Annotated in this window: 17 protein-coding genes; 5 read left to right on the top strand and 12 right to left on the bottom strand. The window is 73.5% G+C overall.

From position 1 onward, the window contains the following. Nucleotides 1–20: 20 nt before the first annotated feature. Complete coding sequence (locus ACTWP5_RS11870; RefSeq protein WP_443220912.1) at nucleotides 21–1,133, bottom strand: hypothetical protein; 1,113 nt, start codon at nucleotides 1,131–1,133, stop codon at nucleotides 21–23. A gap of 572 nt (nucleotides 1,134–1,705) precedes the next feature. Here ACTWP5_RS11870 and ACTWP5_RS11865 point away from each other — a divergent pair. Next, nucleotides 1,706–2,284 (top strand): M23 family metallopeptidase, encoded by a 579-nt coding sequence (locus ACTWP5_RS11865; RefSeq protein WP_443220823.1) that lies wholly within the window; start codon nucleotides 1,706–1,708, stop codon nucleotides 2,282–2,284. Between the two features lie 91 nt (nucleotides 2,285–2,375). Here the strand turns inward: ACTWP5_RS11865 and ACTWP5_RS11860 are convergent, their stop codons facing one another. Further along, nucleotides 2,376–5,282, bottom strand: coding sequence for a BTAD domain-containing putative transcriptional regulator (locus ACTWP5_RS11860; RefSeq protein ID WP_443220822.1), 2,907 nt, complete (start codon nucleotides 5,280–5,282; stop codon nucleotides 2,376–2,378). Nucleotides 5,283–5,351: 69 nt separating this feature from the next. Here ACTWP5_RS11860 and ACTWP5_RS11855 point away from each other — a divergent pair, with 69 nt between their 5' ends. Next, nucleotides 5,352–6,749: an SGNH/GDSL hydrolase family protein gene (locus ACTWP5_RS11855; RefSeq protein ID WP_443220821.1), complete on the top strand. Its 1,398-nt coding sequence runs from the start codon at nucleotides 5,352–5,354 to the stop codon at nucleotides 6,747–6,749. Nucleotides 6,750–6,833: 84 nt separating this feature from the next. On the opposite strand, the gene ACTWP5_RS11850 is transcribed toward ACTWP5_RS11855, so the two are convergent. The 4 genes from ACTWP5_RS11850 to ACTWP5_RS11835 form a co-directional block, all read right to left on the bottom strand. After that, entirely contained in the window at nucleotides 6,834–7,817 is a 984-nt protein-coding gene (locus ACTWP5_RS11850; RefSeq protein ID WP_443220820.1) for a quinone oxidoreductase family protein, read from the bottom strand. Between the two features lie 44 nt (nucleotides 7,818–7,861). Continuing rightward, nucleotides 7,862–8,728 (bottom strand): helix-turn-helix transcriptional regulator, encoded by an 867-nt coding sequence (locus tag ACTWP5_RS11845; protein ID WP_443220819.1) that lies wholly within the window; start codon nucleotides 8,726–8,728, stop codon nucleotides 7,862–7,864. A 127-nt stretch (nucleotides 8,729–8,855) separates the two neighbouring features. Beyond that, nucleotides 8,856–10,532, bottom strand: coding sequence for an extracellular solute-binding protein (locus ACTWP5_RS11840; RefSeq protein WP_443220818.1), 1,677 nt, complete (start codon nucleotides 10,530–10,532; stop codon nucleotides 8,856–8,858). Nucleotides 10,533–10,834: 302 nt separating this feature from the next. Then, nucleotides 10,835–11,125: a hypothetical protein gene (locus ACTWP5_RS11835; RefSeq protein WP_443220817.1), complete on the bottom strand. Its 291-nt coding sequence runs from the start codon at nucleotides 11,123–11,125 to the stop codon at nucleotides 10,835–10,837. 180 nt (nucleotides 11,126–11,305) lie between these two features. On the opposite strand from ACTWP5_RS11835, the gene ACTWP5_RS11830 reads away from it, so the two are divergent. Both ACTWP5_RS11830 and ACTWP5_RS11825 read left to right on the top strand, forming a co-directional pair. After that, nucleotides 11,306–11,683: a MerR family transcriptional regulator gene (locus tag ACTWP5_RS11830; RefSeq protein ID WP_443220816.1), complete on the top strand. Its 378-nt coding sequence runs from the start codon at nucleotides 11,306–11,308 to the stop codon at nucleotides 11,681–11,683. A gap of 36 nt (nucleotides 11,684–11,719) precedes the next feature. Next, nucleotides 11,720–12,736: a zinc-binding dehydrogenase gene (locus tag ACTWP5_RS11825; RefSeq protein ID WP_443220815.1), complete on the top strand. Its 1,017-nt coding sequence runs from the start codon at nucleotides 11,720–11,722 to the stop codon at nucleotides 12,734–12,736. 52 nt (nucleotides 12,737–12,788) lie between these two features. Here the strand turns inward: ACTWP5_RS11825 and ACTWP5_RS11820 are convergent, their stop codons facing one another. Further along, on the bottom strand, nucleotides 12,789–13,691 hold the full coding sequence (locus ACTWP5_RS11820; protein WP_443220814.1) for a LysR family transcriptional regulator: 903 nt from the start codon (nucleotides 13,689–13,691) through the stop codon (nucleotides 12,789–12,791). Nucleotides 13,692–13,826: 135 nt separating this feature from the next. Between ACTWP5_RS11820 and ACTWP5_RS11815 the strand changes: the two genes are divergently transcribed. Next, nucleotides 13,827–14,810 carry an EamA family transporter gene (locus ACTWP5_RS11815; protein ID WP_443220813.1) on the top strand — a complete coding sequence of 328 codons (984 nt, stop codon included), beginning with the start codon at nucleotides 13,827–13,829 and terminating at the stop codon, nucleotides 14,808–14,810. A gap of 128 nt (nucleotides 14,811–14,938) precedes the next feature. On the opposite strand, the gene ACTWP5_RS11810 is transcribed toward ACTWP5_RS11815, so the two are convergent. The 5 genes from ACTWP5_RS11810 to ACTWP5_RS11790 all read right to left on the bottom strand — a co-directional run bounded on the left by ACTWP5_RS11810 (nucleotide 14,939) and on the right by ACTWP5_RS11790 (nucleotide 21,067). After that, complete coding sequence (locus ACTWP5_RS11810; RefSeq protein WP_443220812.1) at nucleotides 14,939–16,954, bottom strand: glycoside hydrolase family 9 protein; 2,016 nt, start codon at nucleotides 16,952–16,954, stop codon at nucleotides 14,939–14,941. Nucleotides 16,955–17,201: 247 nt separating this feature from the next. After that, nucleotides 17,202–18,197, bottom strand: coding sequence for an ABC transporter ATP-binding protein (locus ACTWP5_RS11805; protein ID WP_443220811.1), 996 nt, complete (start codon nucleotides 18,195–18,197; stop codon nucleotides 17,202–17,204). Continuing rightward, on the bottom strand, nucleotides 18,190–19,191 hold the full coding sequence (locus ACTWP5_RS11800; RefSeq protein WP_443220810.1) for an ABC transporter ATP-binding protein: 1,002 nt from the start codon (nucleotides 19,189–19,191) through the stop codon (nucleotides 18,190–18,192). The genes ACTWP5_RS11805 and ACTWP5_RS11800 overlap by 8 nt, the downstream gene beginning before the upstream one ends. Beyond that, nucleotides 19,188–20,144, bottom strand: coding sequence for an ABC transporter permease (locus tag ACTWP5_RS11795; protein ID WP_443220809.1), 957 nt, complete (start codon nucleotides 20,142–20,144; stop codon nucleotides 19,188–19,190). The genes ACTWP5_RS11800 and ACTWP5_RS11795 overlap by 4 nt, the downstream gene beginning before the upstream one ends. After that, nucleotides 20,141–21,067 carry an ABC transporter permease gene (locus ACTWP5_RS11790; RefSeq protein WP_443220808.1) on the bottom strand — a complete coding sequence of 309 codons (927 nt, stop codon included), beginning with the start codon at nucleotides 21,065–21,067 and terminating at the stop codon, nucleotides 20,141–20,143. The genes ACTWP5_RS11795 and ACTWP5_RS11790 overlap by 4 nt, the downstream gene beginning before the upstream one ends. Between the last annotated feature and the right edge of the window lie 14 nt (nucleotides 21,068–21,081).

Here is a 21,081-nt window from a genome sequence, read left to right as displayed (position 1 = left end):
GCCCTCGTCGTGTTCGTTTGTTAGCGGCGGTGGTCGAAGGCGGCCTCAATGGCCGCTCGATCGGATCCTGCCCGCAGAGGGGCCAAGAGGCGAAGACGGGCCTTGTACGGATCCAGCCTGCCGCCACTGATCAGCCCACGAGTCAGGAGGTCACGCTCCGACCCGTCGAAGGCGTAGGTGGCGGACAGGATGCTGCCGGCGCCGACACGGGAGGTCAGCACGACCGGCAGTCGGGCGGCCAGGGACTCCAGCGGCTCAACCCAGTTGGCCGGTACATGCCCGGCTCCGAAAGCGGCAACGACGACTCCGTCGACGCGCTCTTCCAGGCCGTCGCGCCGGGCGCCTGGGCGGTGCCCCGATGAAGCGGCGGCGCGAGACCGCGGAGCCACGTTCCCGGAAGCCCGGATGTTCTCAATCACAAGATCACCCCAAGCGTTTACTCTCTCGGATTGTTTTCCGGACACGCATCCGGCTCCTACCGTTGGCCGTGCTCCCTTTCGGAGCGAACGGCTGCGACCAGGGCCCTGGACTTGCTCGCTCCGACACCCAGACGCTTTCGCAGCGTCTCGGCAGAGATCGGACGGTGATGCTTCTCCCAGTGCCGGATGTCCTCCTGCCGAGCGCGGCGCGGCAACGGAGCATCCACCCGCACTCGGTTTCCCGCTGTGGCTCGCTTGATCGGATCCGGAGAGGCCAGAGGGCGCTTCGCGGGAGTCCTTGAGGCGCTGGCCGGGCGGTCGATCGCCGGCTCTGACCAAGCGTCCGTGCTCGTTCCGACGCTTCCGATGGCCCGCAGCAGGCCAGGCCCCGCCTCGGCCCACCCGATCAGCAGCACCGGCCCCACAGCATCGAACGCGGCCTTGCCGTACTTCCCCGCCAGCAGCGGCTCGGTCACGTTCAACGCCAGCGTCATCACACTGGCCAACACCAGCAGCCGACGGGCGGGGCGGATCTGCTCGCGACGAGGCACCGTTGAGAGCCAGGTACCGCACACCCAGCAGCAGACCAAGGGCGGACAGATCCACCGCCGGTGCCACCAATGGCGCAACATAGGCCGGCACGCCCAGCCGCAGTCCGAGCGCCAGCACGTTCCCGAAGCCGAACAGGAACGTCAGCCCGACGACCGTCGCCATGATGGCGGTCACCGAACGCAACATCATCACGTGCCCTGCGGACGAAGCCGACGCCGGTGAGGTACTCGCAGCCATCACCGGCCCCCGATCCGGGCCGAGGGCTCGAATCGCCCTTCGATCACCAGACGACCAGCGACAAACCGCTGGTCATACCTTCTACCTTCTGTTGGTAGTCCCGCTGGGGGCACCGACAGCTTCTCCACAACGGCTCGCGACCTCGTTGGTCACGGGCCGTTTCCGTGTGCTGGGCGCGGGGAGGCCCTGTCCGCCGCGTGGGTGATCCGGGAGCCGTTCGGCTGGCGGCCTGACGCCCGCGGTCTCGCTGTCGGCGTTCCCGGGCGGCGCTCTCGCTCCGCCTCCCGTGGCCCCTCCGCCCGGTCGTCGACGCTCTCGACGTCCGACACCACCAGCGCGCGACGTTCGGGCCGGAGGACCGGTCGTCGCAGGAGGAGCCGCCATACCGCGGGCGGCGGCCAGCGGACAGGTGATGTCCCGCGCTCGCGGTCACCGTGTATCCGCTTTGTATCCGGGCCCCCTTGAATCGCCGGGTCACCTTCGACCAAGGGAGTGTCATGTACATATCTGCCCGCCGGCTGCTCGCCGCCGTGAGTGCCGCCGCCGCTCTCGCGCTCGCGACACCGGTCGCGGTCGCGGCTCCGCAGGCCACCGCGTCACAGACGGAGGCGCAGCGCACCCGCCCCGCGTTCAGGATGCCCTTCCTCTGTGGCCAGGTCTGGCGCGGCAACAACTGGAACGGGCACAGCCCGGCCCACTCGATCGACTGGAACCACTACGACGCGGCCGGCAACCCCGACGACTTCGGCCGCCGGGTGCTGGCCAGCGCGGGCGGAGAGGTCCTCACCTCCCACTACTCCACCAGCAACGGCTACGGCCACACCATCGTCATCGGCCACGGCAACGGCTGGCGGACGCGGTACGCGCACCTGAGCGAACGCACCGTCGCGGTCGGCACGCAGGTGACGCGGGGCCAGGTGATCGGGCGGGTCGGCGCCTCGTCGGCGATCTACGAGTTCCCCCCGCACCTGCACTACGAGCAGATCCACAACGGCTCCGTCGTCGTCTCGGTCGTGCAGGGCGTCGTGTGGTCCGACTTCCTGGACCGAAGACTGACCAGCACGAACGGCTGCTGAGCTGCTGAGCTACTGAGCTACTGAGCTACTGATGCGGCCGCGGAGCGGGGCGCGGCCACCCCCGGCCGCACCCGCTCTACGCGCGTTGGCCTCACCTGGAACGCAGCGACCGCAGCTTGGCGTGCACCCGCTCGGCCCGGTCGGGCGCCTCCAGGCGGCGCCAGGCGGACAGCGAGCGCTGGAAGTAGTGCCGCGCCGTCTGCACCCGCCCGGTGGCGTGGTGCAGCTCGCCGAGCAGGCCCGCGACGCTCGCCTCGGCGCGCCGGTCGCCGAGGTGCCGCTGCACGGCGAGCGCGTCGGCCAGCAGGGCCGACGCCTGCCGGGCGTTCCCTCGGCGCAGGCACAGCTCGCCGATGCTCTCCTGCACGTAGGCCACGCAGTGCGTGTCGGCGAGCTCGGCGAGGATGTCCAGCGCGCCCTCCAGCTCCGCCTGCGCCAGGTCCGGTTCGCCACGCAGCTCGTGCAGCACGGCGATCCGGCGGCGCACCTGTGCCTCCCGGTGGCGGTCGCCGATCTGCCGGGCCAGGTCCAGCGCGCCCTCCAGCCACGACGAGGCCGCCTGTGGGTCCCGCCGCTCCAGCCACACCGAGGCGATCGCGTTGTGCGCGACCGCCTCGCCGTGGGGGTCTCCGACCGTCCTGAACCCTCCCAGCGCGTCGGTGAACGCCGCGAGCGCGGCGTCGAGGTCGCCCTGGATCCGGTGCACGGACCCCGCGCCGGCCGCCGCCACCGCCTCGCCGGCCAGGTGGCCGACGGCGTCGAAGAGAGCGCGTGACCGCTCGAACGACGCGAGCGCGTCGGCGTACCGGTCGCGGTAGAGGTGCAGCTGTCCGATGTTGCGCAGCAGCGCCGCGGCCCGCGCGTCCGACAGGGTCGGCATCGCGTCGAGCACCAGCTGGTGCGTGCGCAGCCAGTCGCCGTAGTAGCCGCGCAGGTCGAAGAAGCCCGCCAGTTCCAGTGCGAGATCGGCGGCCCGTTCGACGCGGCCGAGCCGCAGCGCGGCCTCCACCGCGGCGATGAGGATCCGTCGCTCGGTCTCGAACCACTCCACGGGCCGGGCCCGCACGGCATCCGTGAGGGCGGCGCCCGGTTCGGCGGACGGTCCGGGATCGCCGAGCTCGCCGAGCATGCCGAGCACCCCGAAGAAGCGTGTGGGCATCGCCGTGTTCGCGACGTGGGCGACCGCGGTCAGGACGTCGATGACCTGGAGTTGACGCTCCCGGCGCACCGTGGAGGAGTCGGCGTCGGCCACCTCCCGCGCGTACCAGCGCAGCAGGTCGTGCATGCGGTAGCGGGGCTGCCCCAGGGCGTCGGTCCCCACGACCTCGATCAGATGCCGGTCGAGCAGGGTGTCCAGCTCCCCGGCGACGTCGGCACGGCCCGTGCCGGCGGCGACGAGCCAGGCCCCCACCGGCTCGGCGGGCAGCTGGCCGAAGGCGCGGAAGGCCGCGGCCGCCGACTCGGGCAGGTGCCGATAGCTGAGCTCCGCCCGCGCCCTGACCTCCATCTCGCCCGCCCGCAACGGGTCCAGCCGACCGCGCTCGTCCTGTAGGCGGTCCGCCAGCGTGGCGACGGACCAGCCCGGCCGGTGCGCGAGCCGCGACCCGGCGATGCGGACGGCGAGAGGCAACGACCCGCAGCCGGCGAGCACCCGGTCGGCGCTCGCCGCGTCCGCGTCCAGCCGGTCAGGGCCGGCGATCGCGGCGAGCAGGGCCCGGGCCTCCTCTCGCCTCATCACCCCCAGCGTGAGGTGGTGTGCCGGCAGCTCGGGCATCCGCTGGCGGGAGCTGACGAGCACCACCGAGCCTCCGGTGCCGGGCAGCAGGGGGCCCACCTGGGCCGCGCCGGCCGCGTCGTCGAGGAGGATGAGCAACCGCCGTTGCGCCAGGCGTGAGCGGAAGAGCGCGGCACGCTCGCTCACCTCGCCGGGAACCGTGCTGTCGACGACGCCGAGGCCCCGCAACATCTCGGCCAGGACGTCGGCCGGCGTGCGCGGCTGGTCCCTCAGCCCTCCCAGGTCGACGAAGAGCTGACCGTCGGGAAAGGCGGCGCGCACCCGGTGCGCCACGTGCACCATCAACGCGGACTTCCCCGAGCCCGGCGGGCCCGACATCGCCACGACGACGGGCCTCCGGTCGGCCGACGACAGCAGCGTCTCCAGCGCGGCGATCTCCTCGGCGCGGCCGGTGAAGTCCGGGACGTCCATGGGCAGCTGGCACACCGGGGTGAACGCCACCTGGCGGCGGCGGCCGGCGTACCCGTTGACCTCCTCGCCGACGGCGCGCAGCGGCGTGCTCGGCTCGATGCCGAGCTCGGCCGCCAGGATCCGCTCGGCCTCGGCGTACGCGGACCGCGCCTCCGTGGTGCGGCCGGAGTCGTGCAGGGCCCGCACGAGCATCCGCCACAGGTCCTCGCGCAGCGGGTCCTCGGTCAGGCGGGAACGCAGCTCGGCGAGGAGCAGGGCGTAGTCCCGTAACCGCAGCCGGACCGCGAGGCACTGGTCGATCGCGGCCGCTCGCAGCTCCTCCAGTCTGGTGATCACCGGATCCCACACCACGCTGGACGGCACGTCCTGCAGCACGCCGCCGCGCCAGAGTCCGAGGGCGGACTCGTAGCTGCGCAGCGCGTCGGTGTCGTCGCCGCGGTCGCGCTCCGCGCGGGCCCGGTCCAGCCGCCGCTCGAAGAGCAGCGTGTCGACGTCGTCCGGAGCGGTGTCGAGCGCGTAGCCGGACGGCTCCGTCCGCAGCCCCGCGGCGATCCCGGCGTCCGACAGCGCCCGCCGCAGGGTGCGCACGTAGGTGCGGACGTTGGCGACGGCGGACCTGGGTGAGCCCTCCGGCCACAGGACCTCCGTCAACACGTCGACGGAGACGAAACGGCCGGGTTGCAGCAGCAGCGTGGCGAGGATCGCCCTCGGCTTCGGTCCGCCGATGCGGATCGGGACACCGCCCGCGCGCACGCGCAGCGGCCCCAGGACTCCGAACGTCGGCTCCCCCACCCGTGCACCTCCGTCTCGGCGGCGGTCTCTCGGCGACGGCGTTGCCTGATCCCAGTGACGGTCATGGACATGCCCCATTCTGTCAACCCGGGCCTCGACGTGGGGTGGATCACGCACGCGGGGCGGTCGTCGGCACGGGAGCAACGCCTCCCCGTGCGCCCGCTGGTGCGCCGAGGCGGTCTCGACGACGGCTTCCCCGGCCTGGAGGATGTCGTGGTCGGCGGTCGCCGGGCCGTCCGCACGGGCGTGGCGCCCGTGGTGGAGCGGCGCCGCGCGGGGGGACGACGAGCCGTGCGAACTTCTCCCAGCGACCCCTCCGTCGAGGAGGAAGAGGAAAGGCCACCCGACATGCAGACAGATCGTCGCCTGTCCCGGCGGGCGTTCGTCGCCACCGCCGCCGCGGGCTCCGTCACCGCTCTCGTGTCCACCCCGCGCGCGTCCGCCGCCGCGCCGAGCCAGGTCCACACCGTCGGCCGTGTCAGGGAGGCCGCCGACGGCTTCTGGCAGTACGCCTGGCCCGGCGTCTCCTTCGAGGCCCGGTTCCGTGGCACGGGCGTCGGCGTCGTCCTCGACGACGCGCACAACGACTACGACGTCCAGATCGACGGAGCCACCGTCGCCACCCTGGTGACCCCCGGCAAGACCACCCACGCCGTCGACGGCCTCGCGCCCGGCGAGCACAGCGTGCGGCTCGTCAAACGCACCGAGAGCACCTGGGCGGCGGGACGGTTCGGCGGCTTCACGGCCGCCGCCGGGGGCGAGATCCTCGCCAGGCCGCCGGCCCGGAGCCGGCAGATCGAGTTCGTCGGCGACTCCCACACGGTCGGCTACGGCAACGTCTCCGCCGGCCGCGACTGCTCCGGCGACGGCGGCGTCCACCGCAACACCCACGCCGGCCTCAGCTTCGGCGCCCTCACCGCCCAGGGCCTGGACGCCGACTTCCAGCTCAACGCCTACTCCGGCCTCGGCATGGTCCGCAACTACAACGGCGGCGCGCCCGACACCACCTACCGCACCTACTACGAGCGGGCCCTGCTCCACGCGGACGGCGACGTCTGGGAGAAACCGGCCACCTGGCAACCGCAGCTCGTCGTGATCGGCCTGGGCATCAACGACTTCTCCACCCCCCTCGCCGCGGGCGAGCGCTGGGCCACCCAGGCGGAGCTGGTCGCCGACTACGCGAGCGCGTACCACGGCTTCCTCGACACGCTGCGCGGGCGCTACGGACCCGAGACGTTCCTCCTCGTGGTCGCCACGGCCTCCGGCGCCACCACGGCGTTCCCCGACACCGCCGAACGCGTCGTCGAGGAGCGTGTCTCCCGGGGCGACGAGCGGGTCGGGTACTGGTACTACGGCGACGCGCCGCTGGACCTCCTCGGCTGCGACTGGCACCCCTCCGCCGCCGACCACCGTGTCCTCGCCGGCCTCCTCACCGACCACCTCGCGACGCTCCCGCTGGGCTGGTAGCCGGCGGCGGCGCACCGCGTCGGGTCCGGGCCCGGGACGGGGCTCGGGTCCGGTCCCGGCTCCCTCCCGCCCGGTGGGCGTCGCTCACAGCGCCGCGACGTCGAGGACCAGCTTGCCCGTGGTCACTCCCGCCTCGATCCGGCGGTGCGCCTCGGCGGCCCGTTCCAGCGGGAGCGAGGCGACCTGGACCCGCAGCTCCCCCCTGGCCGCGGCCGCCACCGCGCGGCGCAGGGCGCGGCCCGCCTCGTCAGGGTGGGTGGCGGCGAACGCGGCCAGGTTGAAGCCGGCGACCGTCCTGTTGGTGAACCACAGCTCGTTGGCCGGGACGCCGACGTCCTCCGCGCCCGAGGCGTTGCCCATGACCACCAGGCGGCCCAGGGGGGCGAGGCGGTCCAGACTCGCTCGGCGGGTGGGGCCGCCGACCATGTCGACCACGATGTCGAACTCGCCGGCCTCGGCCAGCCGGTCGCGCGGGATCACCTCGTCGTAGCCGAAGCCCCTGGCGATGTCGACCTTGGCGGCGCTGCCGACCGTGCCGACCACGCGGCCCGCGCCCAGCAGGCGCGCCGCCTGGCCGAGTTGGCTGCCGACGCCGCCCGCGGCGGCGTGCACCAGGACGCTCTCGCCGGGCGCGATGCGGGCCACCCGGTCGAGCACCAGGAAGGCGGTGGTGCTGTTGGACGGCAGGGCCGCGGCCGTTCCCATCCCGATGTCGAGGCCGTCCAACGGGGCGACCAGCTCGGCCGAGGTGACCGCCACCTCGGCGTAGCCGCCGGAGTCGACGATCGTCAGGGCGGCCACCGGCTGGCCGGGCCGCAGGTCCTCCACGCCCTCGCCGACGGCACGGACGTGCCCGGCGACCTCGATGCCCGGCACGAAGGGCAGCGGCACGTCGACCACGCCGCGCCGGTAGAGGATCTCGGCGAAGTTCGCCCCCGCGTAGGCCACGTCGATGGCGACCTGGCCGGGGCCCGGGGCGGGGATCGGCACGGCGTCGACGCGGAGCACCTCGGCGTCGCCGAACGCGGGGATGGTCACTGCCTTCATGCGCGTGTCGTCGCTGTTCATGGCAGCGATCCTGTCGCCCCGTCAGCGGCCCCGGCAGTGCCCGTTCATCCTGGGTGTGCCACCACCAGGCTGCGCCGGCGCGCCAGCTCCTCCAGCCGCCGCCCGGTGTCGGTGCCCGGCTGGGGGTTGTGCAGGACCAGGTGGTGTCCGGGGTGCTCGGGCAGCGGCAGCAGCGTGGCCTCGAAGACGAGCGTCCCGACCTCGGCGTGGTCGACCGCCTTCACCGCGCTGGTGTGCTCGGCCACGTCGTGGCGTGCCCACAGCCGCGCGAACTCCGGGCTGGAAGCGGCCAGCTCGCCGGCGATGCGGTCGAACTCGGGATCGTCCGGGTATCGCGCCGCGTCGGCCCGGAAGCCGGCGGCCACCTCGGGTGCGGTCGCGGCCCACTGCCGGTGCAGGGCACGGTGGCGGGCGTTGGTGAAGAAGGAGACCAGGCAGTTGTGGTCACTCTCGCCGTACCCGAACACCTCCCGGGCCATGTCGTTGATGGTGGTGAAGTTCCAGTGGCGGTCGCGGACGTACCCGGGCCGTGGCAGCCAGGAGTCCAGCAGCCGTCGCAGCTCCGGGGAGGCGGGCGGGGAGGACGCGGGCGCGTCCCGTGGCGGGTGCAGCCCGGCCAGCCGGTACAGGTGCGCCCGTTCGACGGCGCTCAGCAGCAACGCGCGGGCGATCGCGTCCACGACGTCCGCGGACACTGTGATGTCCCGCCCCTGCTCCAACCACGTGTACCAGGACACGCCGACCCCGGAGAGCACCGCGACCTCCTCGCGCCGCAGCCCCGGGGTGCGCCGTCGGCCGCCCGCCGGCATGCCGACGTCGGCCGGCGAGACCCTCTCCCTGCGGCTGCGCAGGAACTCCCGCAGCTCGGCCCGGCGGCGATCGCGTGCTGGGGACGACTGGGCACTGGCCATGGGACCACCCTAAGGTGGTCGCTGCCCTCTCCGGGTGGCGTCATCGCGACGCCGACGCCGACGCCGACGCGGGCGCCGACGTCGACGCGGGCGCCGGCGCGGGCCGGGGCCGGGGACCGGCGGCGGCTCAGGCGTTCCCGCCTCCCGCCCTGCCCTCGTCGAGCAGCTGCTGGTAGAAGTCGCGCAGCTCGTCGCCCCCGTTGCGCCGCCACTCGTCGACGGCGTTGCGGAAGTCGCGGAGCGACTGGCGACCGCGGATGATGTCGTCCTCCATGTCCTCGAACGGGTCGTTGAGGTTGGCGAGGCGGGCCGGCTCCTGGATCTGGAGGCCGAAGAACATCGGCTCCTGGAAGAAGGGCAGGTTCCGCTGCTGCCAGGAGGTGTAGTCCTCGACGACCTGCGGCATGTCGGGATAGGCGATGACGTCCGCGGCCGAGCAGATGAAGGTGTAGGTCCCCGGGACGACCTCCCTGGTGCCCTGCTCGGTGCGGAGGGGCAGCCCGTCCTCCAGGGTGTAGTGCGTGCCCCTGACGCCGTACTGGTGCAGCCGCTGCTCGACGGTGCCGTACGGGGCGGCGGTGAAGTCGGCGAGGTGGAGCGCCGCGCGGATGCGGTCCTCGGAGAGGTTCTTGTTCACGAACGTCCAGATGCTGGCGCCCATGCGGGCCCACAGCGTCGGCTCGCCGCCGTCGTGGGCGAAGTAGTCGAAGCCGTTCATGTGGAAGTCGGGGTTGGTGGCCCGCTGCGCGGCGCTGTCGTCGTACCACGACCCGTCTCCGGTGAAGTACATCAGCGACTCACCGGCGGCGAAGCGCGTCCCGGCGTCGCCGGCGCCGGCGACCGCGTCGGGGTGGATCACGCCGGCCGCGTAGAGGGTGCGGGCCCACTCCATGGCCTCCACGTACTCCTCGGTCTCCAGCTTGTGGACCAGCCGGCCGTTCTCCTGCTTCCAGTAGGAGGGCTTGTCGGGCAGCACCCCGAACATCTTCGTGGCGAGCCACTTCATGTTCTCGCTGGCCCAGACGCGGTTGCGGGGGGAGGTGACGTCCACACAGAAGTCGTAGAACTCCTGGGCGCTGGTGGGCGGCGTCCAGCCGTTGGCGTCGAAGATGTCCTGCCGGTAGTAGGGGACGATGTCGCCGGGGGTGGGCTGCGGCATCGGCAGGCCGCGGAGCGCCCCGCCGAAGACCGACGACTGCCAGGCCACCGTGGGGATGGCGGCGAGGTTGGGGTAGTCGAGGACCCGGTCACCGGAGAGGTAGGGGCCGAGGTCGGCGAAGCGGTTGGCGATGGCCTGGGGTATCTGGCCGTGCATCTCCCAGGCGGGGATGCACACCAGGTCGGGGATGTCGCTGCTCGCCAGCGTGGCGCCGAGCTTCTCGCCGTAGGTCTCGCCGTCCTGGGTGCGCCACTCCATCCGGGCACCGATGGCCTCGTCCATCACCGTCCAGAACGCGTTGCCCGGCCGGGGGGCGGTGCCCCACAGCGGGGTCATCGCGGTGAACTCGCCGCTGCTGCGCGGCTCCGGCACCGTGACGCCCAGCTCCTCGTCGGGGATCCACCGGGTGAAGCCGGGGCTGGCGCCGTCAGGCGCCGGGATGTCCGGCTCCACGGCGCTCTCCGAGGCCTGGTACGTGGGCAGTATGGACCTGAGCTCCCGCTCGGAGACCCGCCCCTCCCCCTGGCCGCTGCCCTCGCCGCCGCAGGCGGACAGCAGCGGCACTCCCCCGACGGCGGCGGCGGCGGCCGCCCCCGTCGCGGCGAGGAACCTTCTCCGGCTCGGCCCGGGACGTGAGTTCAACATGGCATCCTCCACCCTTCGTGCATGCGGACGCAGGAACGTCAGATCGGTGACCGAGCATGAGAGGCTGGCAGACCCTGCGACTTGGCTTTGGCTCAGAGCCTATACGGGCGAGGAGCTGGCACATAGGCCCTGACAGCAGGTTTGTTCGAGGACTTTTTGCCGCGACTTCGCTTGGCATCAGAGCCAACTCTTGGCTTTGTGATCGTTCTTGCTCGCTGGTGCGCGGCCCGGGAGCGGCCTGGCGCGGGACGCGGCCGACCGGCCTCCCGCCACCCCCGGGCCCGCGCCCGCGAGCCCGGCCGTCAGCCCACGTAGAGGCTCTTCCCGTACACCGACACCGTGCTCTCGTCCGGATAGACCGCCTCGACGAAGCCGCCGTCGCACTTCTCTCCGGCGAAGACGAGGACGCGCTCGTTCGTGCCGTTCTCGACCGTCAGGGGCGAGGCGTCCGAGGCGTAGCAGCCGCGCGGGTTCTTGTGTGACTGACCGTTGATGATCAGCTTGCCGTCGGCGGCGGACGCGGAGCCGGGCAGGGACAGGGCCAGCGCGGCCGCCGCGGTCAGGGTCGCGCAGGTCGTCGCGGAACGTCGCATGAGAGGCGCCTTTCTGGAGCTCGAACGGGAACGGGAGGGTTCGCTCTCTCAACGCCGACGAGCGCCCGGACGATCACGGAACGCGACGGAGTTCACCCGTACGAGAATCGAACAGCACACGCCCGGGCGCGCGGGGAGACCGCCGGAAGAACGCGGAGGGCCGGGGCGTTGCCTCGCAGCATGAGGATCGGTGAGGCGTCCCGGATCAGCGGCGTGAGCGCGAGGTCGTTGCGGCACTACGAGGCGGAGGGCCTGATCGTCCCGGGTCGTCGCGGCAACGGGTACCGCGACTACTGCCCCGCCACCGTCGACCGGGTGCTCGTGATCCGCTCACTGCTGGAGGCCGGCCTGCCCGTGCGGCTGATCAGGGACGTCCTGCCCCACCTCACGGCCGCGCCCGGGGCCACCGGCGGCGCGGTGTGCGCGGAGTTCCTGCACGAGGTGCGGAGCTATCGCGACCGCCTCGCCGCACACATCGCCGTCCTCAGCGAGCGGAGGGCGGCGCTGGACGCCTACCTGCTCGCGCACTCCCCCGACGGACCGGTGAACGCCGCTTGACCCTGACACCTGTGTGAGGCTCCTACGGTCCGGCGCATGGAGAGAACCGAGCAGGACCCCGCCGCGGAACCGACGGTCCGCGCCCTCGTCCAGCGGTCGCACCGGGGCCCGCGGGACCTGGTCCTCACGAGCGACCACCGCCGCCCCACGCCGGGACCGGGCGAGTACCTGGTCCGCGTCGGCGCCGCCGGCGTCAACTTCGCGGACGTCATGCAGACCCTCGGTACCTACGGCGGAGGCCCACAGCCGCCCTACGTCGCGGGCTTCGAGGCCGCCGGCACGATCGAGGCCCTCGGCCCGGACGTCGAGGACCCCCTCCCCCTCGGCACCCGCGTCGTCGGCACCGGCCCCGGCGCCTTCGCGCAGTACATGACGATGCCAGCGGCGGGGGCGCTGCCCGTGCCGTCCGGCTGGAGCGACGCCGAGGCCCTCGGCCTGGTGCTGAACTGGGCCACCGCGCTCGCGGCGCTGAGGCCGTTGGGCCAGCTCGCGCGAGGCGAGGTGGTGCTCGTCCACGCCGCGGCCGGAGGCGTGGGGCAGGCCGCCGTCCGCCTCGCCCGTCACCACGGCGCGCACGTCGTCGCCACGGCGTCGCCGGCCAAGCACGACATCGTCAGGGCGCTCGGCGTCGACGACGTCCTGGACCGCGCGCGCCCCGACCTCGCGGCGGAGATCGTCCGCCTGACCGGGGGCGTCGACCTGGTCCTCGAATCCGTGGGGCGCGCCACCTTCGAGGTCAGCCTGTCCGTCGCCAGGCCCTTCACCGGACGGGTCGTGGTGTTCGGCGCCGCGTCCGGCGACGCCGGCGTGACGACGCACGACCTGATCTTCACCCACCAGGTCCAGGTCAGGGGCCTGCACATCGGCGCGCTGGCGGTCGCGGCCCCGGCCGTCTACCGGTCCCTGCTCACCGAGCTCGAGGCGCTCATCGCCCAGGGCGTGTACCCGCCGGGCACCCCGCGCCTCCACCCCCTGGCCGAGGGGCCGGTCGTGCTGCGGAGGCTCCAGGCGGGCCGGACCCACGGCAAGCACGCCCTCGATCCCTGGCGCTAGCCGCCAGGGGTCCCTCGGGAGTCCCTCGGGAGTCCGTCGGCGGGGACGGGGGTCACGGGGCGCGGCCACCGCCGGGGAGGTCGAGCGCCGGGAGGTCGAGCACGTCGAGGAACGCGGTCGCCGCCGGCGTGCGGCCCTCGCGGCTCCAGACGACCGTCTCGACGCGGGTGGGCGCGTCCGTGACCTCGATGGTGGCGACGCCGGTCAGCTGCGGCACGTAGGCGGAGGGGAGCAGCGCGATCCCGAGGCCCTGGCCGACGAGCCGGGCCAGGAAGTCGGCGTTGGTCACCTCGAAGGCGACGTCCCGGTCGAGACCGGCGGCGGTGAAGGCCAGGTCGGACTGGGCGCGCCCGGCCGTCCCGGCCGGCAGGTCGACGAAGACCTCCGAGGACAGCCGGCGGAGGTCGACCGAGGGCTCGCCGGCGAGGGCGTGGTCCGGCGCCACCACGGCGACGAGCCGGTCGTGGGCGAGCTCGCGGAAGGCGACGCCCGTCAGCCGCGCCGTGGTCGGCAGCCCGAGGAAGGCCACCTCGATGGAGCCCTGCCTGACCTGCTGGACGAGCTCCTCGCTCGCGCCGACGCGCAGGCTGACGCGCACGTGCGGGTACCGCTCGCGGAAGTCCCGCAGGGCACGCGGGATGTCGACGGCCGCGACCGAGGGGATCAGGCCCACCGCCAGCCGCCCGCGCACCTCGCCGACCGCCGCCGCGACCTCCGCGACGGCGCGCTCGGCGGCGTCCAGACACTGCCGGGCGGCGGGCAGGAACGCGGCGCCGGCCGGCGTCAGCCGCACCCGGCGGCTGGTGCGCTCAAAAAGCCTCGCGCCCAGCTCCCGCTCGAGGCGCGCCACCTGGTGGCTGAGGGCGGACTGGACGACCAGGCACCGCTCGGCGGCCCGGGTGAAGCTGTTCGTCTCGGCGACGGCGAGGACGTACCGCATCTGCTGGAGCTCCATGTATCCATCGTGAATCCAGATCGATGGCCTGACAAGCATGTGTTGGACTCATGGATGGGCGCGGGGTGAGACTGCGAGGGTGACGAGTTCGACGGCGCGCGGAGCGCGGAGAAGGCCCCACGGAGGCGACACGCCATGAGGAACGGTTCGCCCCTGCTCACCACGGGCGTGACGGCCCTGGCCCCCGCGATCTGGGGAAGCACCTACCTGGTGACGACCGCCTGGCTGCCGCCCGACCGGCCGCTGCTGGCCGGCACCGCGCGGGCGCTGCCCGCCGGCCTGGCGCTGCTGGCCGTCGCCCGCGTGCTGCCGAGCGGCCGCTGGTGGTGGCGCGTCCCGGTGCTCGGCACGCTCAACATCGGCGTGTTCAACTTCCTGCTGTTCGTCGCCGCCTACCGCCTGCCGGGCGGTGTCGCGGCGATGGTCATGGCCGTGCAGCCGATGGTCGTCCTGGTCCTCGCGGCCCTCCTCATCGGGGACCGGGTGCGGGCCGGACACGTGGTGGCCTGCGTCCTCGGCGCGACGGGGGTCGGGCTGCTCGTGCTCCAGGGGACGGCGGCCCTGGACGGCGTCGGGGTGGCGGCGGCGCTGGGCGCGGCGGGCTGCATGGCGGTCGGCATCACGCTGACGAAGCGGTGGGGGCGCCCCGACGGCGTGGGGCTGCTGCCCTTCACCGGCTGGCAGCTCCTGGCGGGCGGGCTCGTGTCGCTGCCCTTCACGCTGGTGCTCGAAGGGCTGCCGGCCACCGTCACGGGGGAGAACCTCCTCGGCTTCGCCTACCTCACCTCGCTGGGCGCCGCCGTGAGCTACGCGCTCTGGTTCCGTGGGGTGGAGCGGCTGCCGGCGCTGGCGGTCTCCTTCCTCGCGCTCGGCAGCCCGGTCGTGGCGACCCTCCTCGGGCTCCTCCTCGCGGACGAGACGCTGTCGCTTCCGCAGGTGCTCGGGATCGTGCTGATCGTCGGCGCGGCGCTGCTCGCCCAGCCACGGCCGGCCGCGCGGCGCGGCGCGCGACCGGAACGCGACGCGCTCCCGGCGCGCGACGCGGGCCCGGCGTCGGGCGGACGTTCGGGGGCCCCGCCGGCCGAGGACCGGGTGGCCGCCGCGCGCGGGCGGCGCTGACCACGCCCCGCCGCCGCACGCCGGCCGCCGACCCGCGACGCGACACGGCCGTCCCGGCCCAGGGCGCTACGCGCCCAGGAGCCGGGACGGCGCGGCGTTCCACCGTGTCGTCGGCGCGGGCCCCGCCCTCAGAGGGTCGGTTCCTCGCCCCACCGCAGCGCGTCGCCCTCGTACAGCGTGATGCGCTCCGTCGTGGCCGGCGCCTGCGTGTTCGGCGACAGGCCCTCGAACGACCAGTCGTTGCTCGCGTCCCAGCCGGCGCCCCCGGTCACCCGGAACTGGACCTCCGCGCGGTGCTGCGACTGCCCGCCCGGATAGATGTCCCGGTCGGCGCAGCTCAGCTCCACGTAGTACACGTCGCCTCCGGCGTGCACCGCTCCGCCGGGCGGCGTGGCGCACTCGCTGTAGTTGGACGTCACCGTGACGCCGGCCGGGTCCACGCCCTCGTCGAGCGTGAACCAGTACCGGAACGCGGCGTCGGACAGCGTCTCGGCGGGGAAGCCGGAGCGGTTGCGGATGATCGCCTTGACCTCGGTGAAGCCGGTGCCGCTGGCGTTGACGGCGGCCTCGACGTACATCTGCGGGCCGTCGGGCTCCTCCGGCTGCGGGAAGTCCGCCAGCGGCTCGCCGCCGTAGCGGGCCGTCAGATAGGCGAGCGCGCTGGAGAAGCCGGCGTTGTAGTCCGTGGCCACCTCGTTGGAGACGTAGTCCTGGCGGCTGTCGGTGTAGGCGTCGTCGGGTCCGTCCGGGCCGCCGACGAGCGCGCCGTAGAGCACGTGCCGGGTCTCGGCGGGCGCGGTGAGCTGGTCGGTCCACGAGCCGTGCGCCGTGCGGTGGTGCGGGTTCTGCGGCGGGTTCTCGCCGAAGCCGACGACGTAGCTGGAGTCGCGCGGGTTGTCGCCGAGGGCATAGTTGATCTGCCGCTCGCCGAAGGCCCGGTACGTCGCGGCGCGGCCCTCGTCCGTGCCGGTGGACTCCAGCCAGTCGGCGTAGATCAGGCCGACGAACGCGGTGTTCGCGGCGTAGCGCAGCGAGCCCCACGTGTCGAGGACGGCCTGGCCGCCGGGCGAGTACCGGACGCGCTCGCCGTTGGGCAGGCCGGTCGTCCAGAAGTCCAGCCAGCGGTTGGCGTCCTCCACGTACCGCGCGTCGCCGGTCTCCATCGCCAGCAGCGCGTAGGTGCCGAACTGCTTGTTGTCCCAGGCGATCGTCCAGCGGTAGCTGCGGGTGTTGGTCTGCTGCTCGGTGCCGAGCTCGTCGTACTCGGTCTCGGCCTTGGCGAGGTACGACGCGTCGCCCGTCGCCTTGTACAGCCAGTACGCGCCCCAGACCAGCTCGTCCTGGTACCCCGACCAGGAGCGGTAGAAGTTGCCCGCAGGGACGCAGTCGGAGTAGGCGCCACGGTGGGTGTCGGCGAAGTCGTAGAGCTCCTCGGCGTGCCGCACCAACGTCGCCGCGTACGTCGGGTCGTCCTCGGCGAACAGCATCGAGGAGGCCGCCATCGCGGCGGCGGTCTCGGCGGCGACGTCCGAGCCGGGGCAGCTCGCGTCGACCCGGTACGCGGGCCGCGCCATGTGCATCACCTCGGCCGGCCCCCACCACTTGTGGTCGGCGTCGCCGTCGCCGACCTGGGCGTAGAGCACGTTCGGCTCGGGGTGGGCCCTGATGAAGTAGTCGTTGACCCAGCGGAGGTTGTCCTTCAGGTACGGCATCTGGCCGGAGTCCTCGTAGCCCTCCCCGGCCGCCAGGCCGCCCCAGGCGAGCATCGTGGCGGTGAAGGCCATCGGGAAGCCGAACTTGACGTGGTCCCCGGCGTCGTACCAGCCGCCCGTCAGGTCCAGGCCGACGTCCGAGCCGTCGTCGAGGCCGGAGTCGCCGCGCCAGGAGACGCGGTTGTCATCGGGCAGCTCGCCGGAGCGCTGCGCCTCGTAGAAGAACATCGACTTCTGGAGCGCCTCGGCGTAGTTGAACGGGGCCTGCGCGGGCTCGACGTCGGGCCCGGCGGGGGCGCCTGCACCGGGCTCGGCGTGGGCGCTGCCGGGCAGGCCCGGCGCGAGCAGCCCGGCGCCGAGCAGCGCGGCGAGGCCGGCGGCGAGCAGACCGAGCCGGCGTCTGCGGCGTCGGGGGGTGGAGGACGGGGGCATGGTCACACCTTCCGGAGGGGGCGGGCGTGGGCTGGTGGGTGGCGGAGAACGGGTGGGAGCGCTCCCATTGTTGGCATGGCCATGCTCCGAAAGTTTTCCGGCGCCGTCAATGCGTACGACCGGGAAACCGCACCGAGGAGACCGAAGGCGCGCCCCCACCCGGCGCCCCCGAGACGGCGAGGAGGGCACGAACGGGCAGGCCGGCCGGGCCGGGCGACCACCGCCGCCCGCCCGGCCCGGCCGGTGCTCAGGCCGTCGCCATCCCGAGCGGCAGGTGGCAGGCCGCCAGGTGGGTCGCCGCCCGTGGGTCGGGCTCGGCGGGCGGGACGATCTCGGCGCAGACCGCCTCCGCCTTCCAGCACCGGGTCCGGAAGCCACACCCCGAGGGCGGGTCGGCCGGCGAGGGCACCTCGCCGGAGAGCACGATCCGCTCCCGGCGCTCCCCGCCGAGGCTCGGTGCGGCGGACAGCAGCGAGGAGGTGTAGGGGTGGCGGGGGGCGGTGAAGACCTCCTCGGCCGTGCCCGACTCCACCACGCGCCCCAGGTACATCACCGCGACCCGGTCGGCGACGTGACGGACCACCGACAGGTCGTGCGAGATGAACACGTACGCCACGCCCAGCTCGGCCTGGAGGTCGGTGAGGACGTTCAGGACCTGCGCCTGGACGGAGAGGTCGAGCGCAGAGACGGGCTCGTCGCACACGATGACGTCGGGGTTGAGGGCCAGGGCGCGGGCGATGCCGAGGCGTTGGCGCTGCCCGCCCGAGAACTCCTGCGGGTGGCGCCCGGCGTCGCTCGCCCGCAGCCCCACCATCTCCAGCAGTTCGTGGATCCGCTCGCGCCGCTTGGACCTGGGCACCAGGTCGGGGTGGGAGAGCCATGGTTCCCCGACGATCCGCGCCGCGTTCAGCCTCGGGTTGAGGGAGGCGAACGGGTCCTGGAAGACCATCTGGATGCGGCGCCGCCAGGCGAGGAGTTCCCTGCCGCGCAGGGCGAACGGGTCCAGGCCGTCGAAGCGGACGCTGCCCGCGTCGGGGCGTTCCAGTGCGAGCAGCACCCGGGCGAGGGTGGACTTGCCACAGCCGGACTCCCCCACCAGGCCGAGGGTCTCGCCCCGCCGGAGGGTGAGGTCGACCCCGGCGAGCGCGCGCAGCCGCGTGCTGCCCGAGGCGGTGCGGGGGACCCGGAAGGTCTTGGTGAGGCCGCTCGCCCGGAGCAGCGGCTGCTCGGCTTCCTCAGGCACGGGTCAGCTCCTTCCAGTGGTGGCAGGCCGAGGCGCGTCCCGGGCCTGTGGGGTTGAGCGGCGGCGCCTCGGTGGCGCAGCGGTCGCCGGCGAGCGGGCAGCGGGGCAGGAAGGCGCAGCCGGAGCCCAGGTCCGCGGGGCGGGGAGGGCTGCCCTCGATGGAGGTGAGGCGGGTGCCGCGGGGCCGGTCGGCGGGCACGGAGCGCAGCAGGCCGCGGGTGTAGGGGTGGCGGGGCGCGGCGAAGACCTCCTCGACGGTGCCGGACTCGACGATCGAGCCCGCGTACATCACCGCGACCTCGTCGGCGTGTTCGGCGACGACGGCGAGGTCGTGGGTGATGAGGACGACGGCCATGCGGGTCTCGCGCCGCAGTTCGGCGAGCAGTTCCATGATCTGGGCCTGCACGGTGACGTCGAGGGCGGTGGTCGGCTCGTCGGCGAGGAGCACGGTGGGGCGCAGGGCGACGGCCATGGCGATGAGCAGGCGCTGCCGCAGGCCACCGGAGAACTGGTGGGGATAGGCGCGGGCTCGGGCGCGGGGCTCGGGTATGCCGACGCGTTCCATCAGCTCGACGGCCTTCTCGCGGGCGGCCCGCCGGGAGAGTCGTTCGTGGATGCGGAACGGCTCCGCGAGCTGGGCTCCCACGGAGTGGACGGGGTTGAGGGCGGTCAGCGCGTCCTGGAAGACGACGCCGAGGCCGGGACCCGCGAGCCTGCGGCGCTCGCGCGGCGGCAACCGCAGCAGGTCGCGGCCTTCGAGGAGCACCTCGCCACCGGTGACCTCGGCGACGGGGTCGAGCAGGCCCGCGACGGCCTGGGCCGTCATGGACTTGCCGCAGCCGGACTCGCCGAGAAGGGCGAGCGTCTGGCCGGAGCGGACGGAGAAGCCGACCTCGCGGACGACGGGCACGGTCCCGGTGGGCGTGTGGATCGCCACCGACAGGCCGTCGACCCGCAGGGCCTGCGGGGGCTTGGGCGCTTGCTCGTTGCTCATGACAGCTCCTTCGCGGCGACCGTGCCGCTGGTGCGCGCCCGCTCGCGGCGGCGCCGGGGAACGGTGAGCCGCCAGCGCTGGGCGGGGTCCCCGGCGAGCCTGACCCAGCCGGCGAGGATGGTGGCGGAGACGGTGGTGGCGATGATCGCGAGGCCGGGGAAGACAGCCGTCCACCAGGCGGTCTGCAACTCCTGCCGGCCCTGCGCCACCATCAGGCCCCAGGACATGTCCGGCGGCTGGATGCCGATGCCGAGGAAGCTCAGCGAGGACTCGGTGAGCATGACGAAGCAGAAGTCGGTGGCGGCGACGGTGAGCAGGGTGGGCAGCACGATCGGCGCGACGTGCCGGCGGATGGTGGCCCAGTGCCCGGTGCCGAACGTGCGGGCCGCGTCGACGAAGAGCCGGCTGCGCAGCTCGGCCGACTCCGCCCGCGCGGTGCGCAGGTAGACGGGGATGCGGGCGATGGCGAGGACGGCCACGATGTTGGCGGCGCTGGGGTCGAAGACGTAGAGCACCACCACGGCCAGCAGCAGGGAGGGGAAGCTCAGGATGACGTCGGCGACGCGCATCGAGACGTTCTCCCGCCAGCCCCGGTGGAACCCGGCCCACATGCCCCAGACGGAGCCGACGACCAGGGAGACGAGGACGGCGGGGACGGCGACCGACAGGGTGGTGCCGGCGGCGACGACCAGTCGGGCGAGGACGCTGCGGCCGAGGGAGTCGCTGCCGAGCACGAACTCCCAGCCGTCGTCGAGGCTGAACGGGCGCCGGTTGACCGCCTGGAGGTTCTGTTCGCGGGCGAGGTCTCCGAGGAGGAGGGGCCCGAGGAGCGCGCAGAGCGCGACCAGGAGCAGCACGACGGTCGCCGCCGTCGCCATCCGGTCCCGGAGGAGGAGGCGCAGCATCCGGGTGGTTCGGCCCGTCGTCGCGCTGGTGGTGTCGGTGGTGGTCATGCCATCGCTCCCTGTCGGACCCGCGCGTCGAGGAGCGCGTAACAGACGTCGATGAGGATGTTGAGCAGGAAGATGGTCAACGCCGTGATGAGGACGGCCGCCTGGAGGACGGCGAAGTCCCGTTGGAGGATGGAGTCGATCATCAGCTTGCCGACGCCCGGCCAGCCGAAGATGGTCTCCACCACGACGGCGCCGTTGACCAGGCCGACCGTGAGGTCGCCGGCGACGGTGAGGCCGGGGGCGGCGGCGTTGCGCAGCGCGTGCCCGAAGACGACGCGCCGCTCGCTGGCGCCCTTGGCGCGCGCCACCTTGATGTAGGGCGCGGCGAGGGCGGAGACCATCGCGCCGCGCACCACCTGGACGAGGACGCCGAACGGACGGATCAGCAGGGTCAGGACGGGCAGCACCCAGACGGACGCGCCCGTGGTTCCCGAGGTCGGCAGCCACTCCAACTGGACGGCGAAGACCAGCACGCCCATGATCGCGAACCAGAAGTCGGGGGTGCTGGCCGCGGTGGCGGAGAGGAAGCTGGCGACGCGGTCGGCGAGGGAGTTGGGCCGGTAGGCGGCGAGGCTGCCGATGACGACGGCGCCGACGACGGCCAGGAGCATGGTGGCGCCGGCCAGTTGCAGCGTCGCGGGGAAGGCCCGCAGCACGGCCTCGTCGGCGGGCTGGGCGGTGCGCAGGGAGTCGCCGAAGTCGAGGGTGGCCAGCTGGGCGACGTAGTCGCCGAACTGCACGAACAGCGGGTCGTCGAAGCCGTGCTGGGCGGAGAACGCCGCCCGCATCTCCTCGGTGGCCGACAGCGGCAGGTAGAGGTTGGCCGGGTCGCCGGTGAGGCGGGCCAGGAAGAAGACGCCGAGGATCACGAAGAGGAACGGCAGGGCGCTGGAGAGGATTCTGTTCCGGAGGTAGATGAGCATCGTTGTCCTTGTCC

Source organism: Streptomyces sp. 4N509B, from assembly GCF_052245655.1.
In the GTDB taxonomy this organism is placed as follows: Bacteria; Actinomycetota; Actinomycetes; order Streptomycetales; family Streptomycetaceae; genus Streptomyces.
Note: the sequence above shows the minus strand (reverse complement) of the source record. Positions and strands in the feature narration are given on the sequence as shown.

What these genes read in the sequence shown, in the direction of transcription:
- ACTWP5_RS11840 (WP_443220818.1), bottom strand. Translation starts at nt 10,532, where the DNA reads ATGTTGAACTCACGTCCCGGGCCGAGCCGGAGAAGGTTCCTCGCCGCG.
- ACTWP5_RS11855 (WP_443220821.1), top strand. Translation starts at nt 5,352, where the DNA reads ATGCCCCATTCTGTCAACCCGGGCCTCGACGTGGGGTGGATCACGCAC.
- ACTWP5_RS11810 (WP_443220812.1), bottom strand. Translation starts at nt 16,954, where the DNA reads ATGCCCCCGTCCTCCACCCCCCGACGCCGCAGACGCCGGCTCGGTCTG.
- ACTWP5_RS11830 (WP_443220816.1), top strand. Translation starts at nt 11,306, where the DNA reads ATGAGGATCGGTGAGGCGTCCCGGATCAGCGGCGTGAGCGCGAGGTCG.
- ACTWP5_RS11850 (WP_443220820.1), bottom strand. Translation starts at nt 7,817, where the DNA reads ATGAACAGCGACGACACGCGCATGAAGGCAGTGACCATCCCCGCGTTC.
- ACTWP5_RS11870 (WP_443220912.1), bottom strand. Translation starts at nt 1,133, where the DNA reads ATGGCGACGGTCGTCGGGCTGACGTTCCTGTTCGGCTTCGGGAACGTG.
- ACTWP5_RS11795 (WP_443220809.1), bottom strand. Translation starts at nt 20,144, where the DNA reads ATGACCACCACCGACACCACCAGCGCGACGACGGGCCGAACCACCCGG.
- ACTWP5_RS11865 (WP_443220823.1), top strand. Translation starts at nt 1,706, where the DNA reads ATGTACATATCTGCCCGCCGGCTGCTCGCCGCCGTGAGTGCCGCCGCC.
- ACTWP5_RS11800 (WP_443220810.1), bottom strand. Translation starts at nt 19,191, where the DNA reads ATGAGCAACGAGCAAGCGCCCAAGCCCCCGCAGGCCCTGCGGGTCGAC.
- ACTWP5_RS11825 (WP_443220815.1), top strand. Translation starts at nt 11,720, where the DNA reads ATGGAGAGAACCGAGCAGGACCCCGCCGCGGAACCGACGGTCCGCGCC.
- ACTWP5_RS11790 (WP_443220808.1), bottom strand. Translation starts at nt 21,067, where the DNA reads ATGCTCATCTACCTCCGGAACAGAATCCTCTCCAGCGCCCTGCCGTTC.
- ACTWP5_RS11845 (WP_443220819.1), bottom strand. Translation starts at nt 8,728, where the DNA reads ATGGCCAGTGCCCAGTCGTCCCCAGCACGCGATCGCCGCCGGGCCGAG.
- ACTWP5_RS11820 (WP_443220814.1), bottom strand. Translation starts at nt 13,691, where the DNA reads ATGGAGCTCCAGCAGATGCGGTACGTCCTCGCCGTCGCCGAGACGAAC.
- ACTWP5_RS11835 (WP_443220817.1), bottom strand. Translation starts at nt 11,125, where the DNA reads ATGCGACGTTCCGCGACGACCTGCGCGACCCTGACCGCGGCGGCCGCG.
- ACTWP5_RS11815 (WP_443220813.1), top strand. Translation starts at nt 13,827, where the DNA reads ATGAGGAACGGTTCGCCCCTGCTCACCACGGGCGTGACGGCCCTGGCC.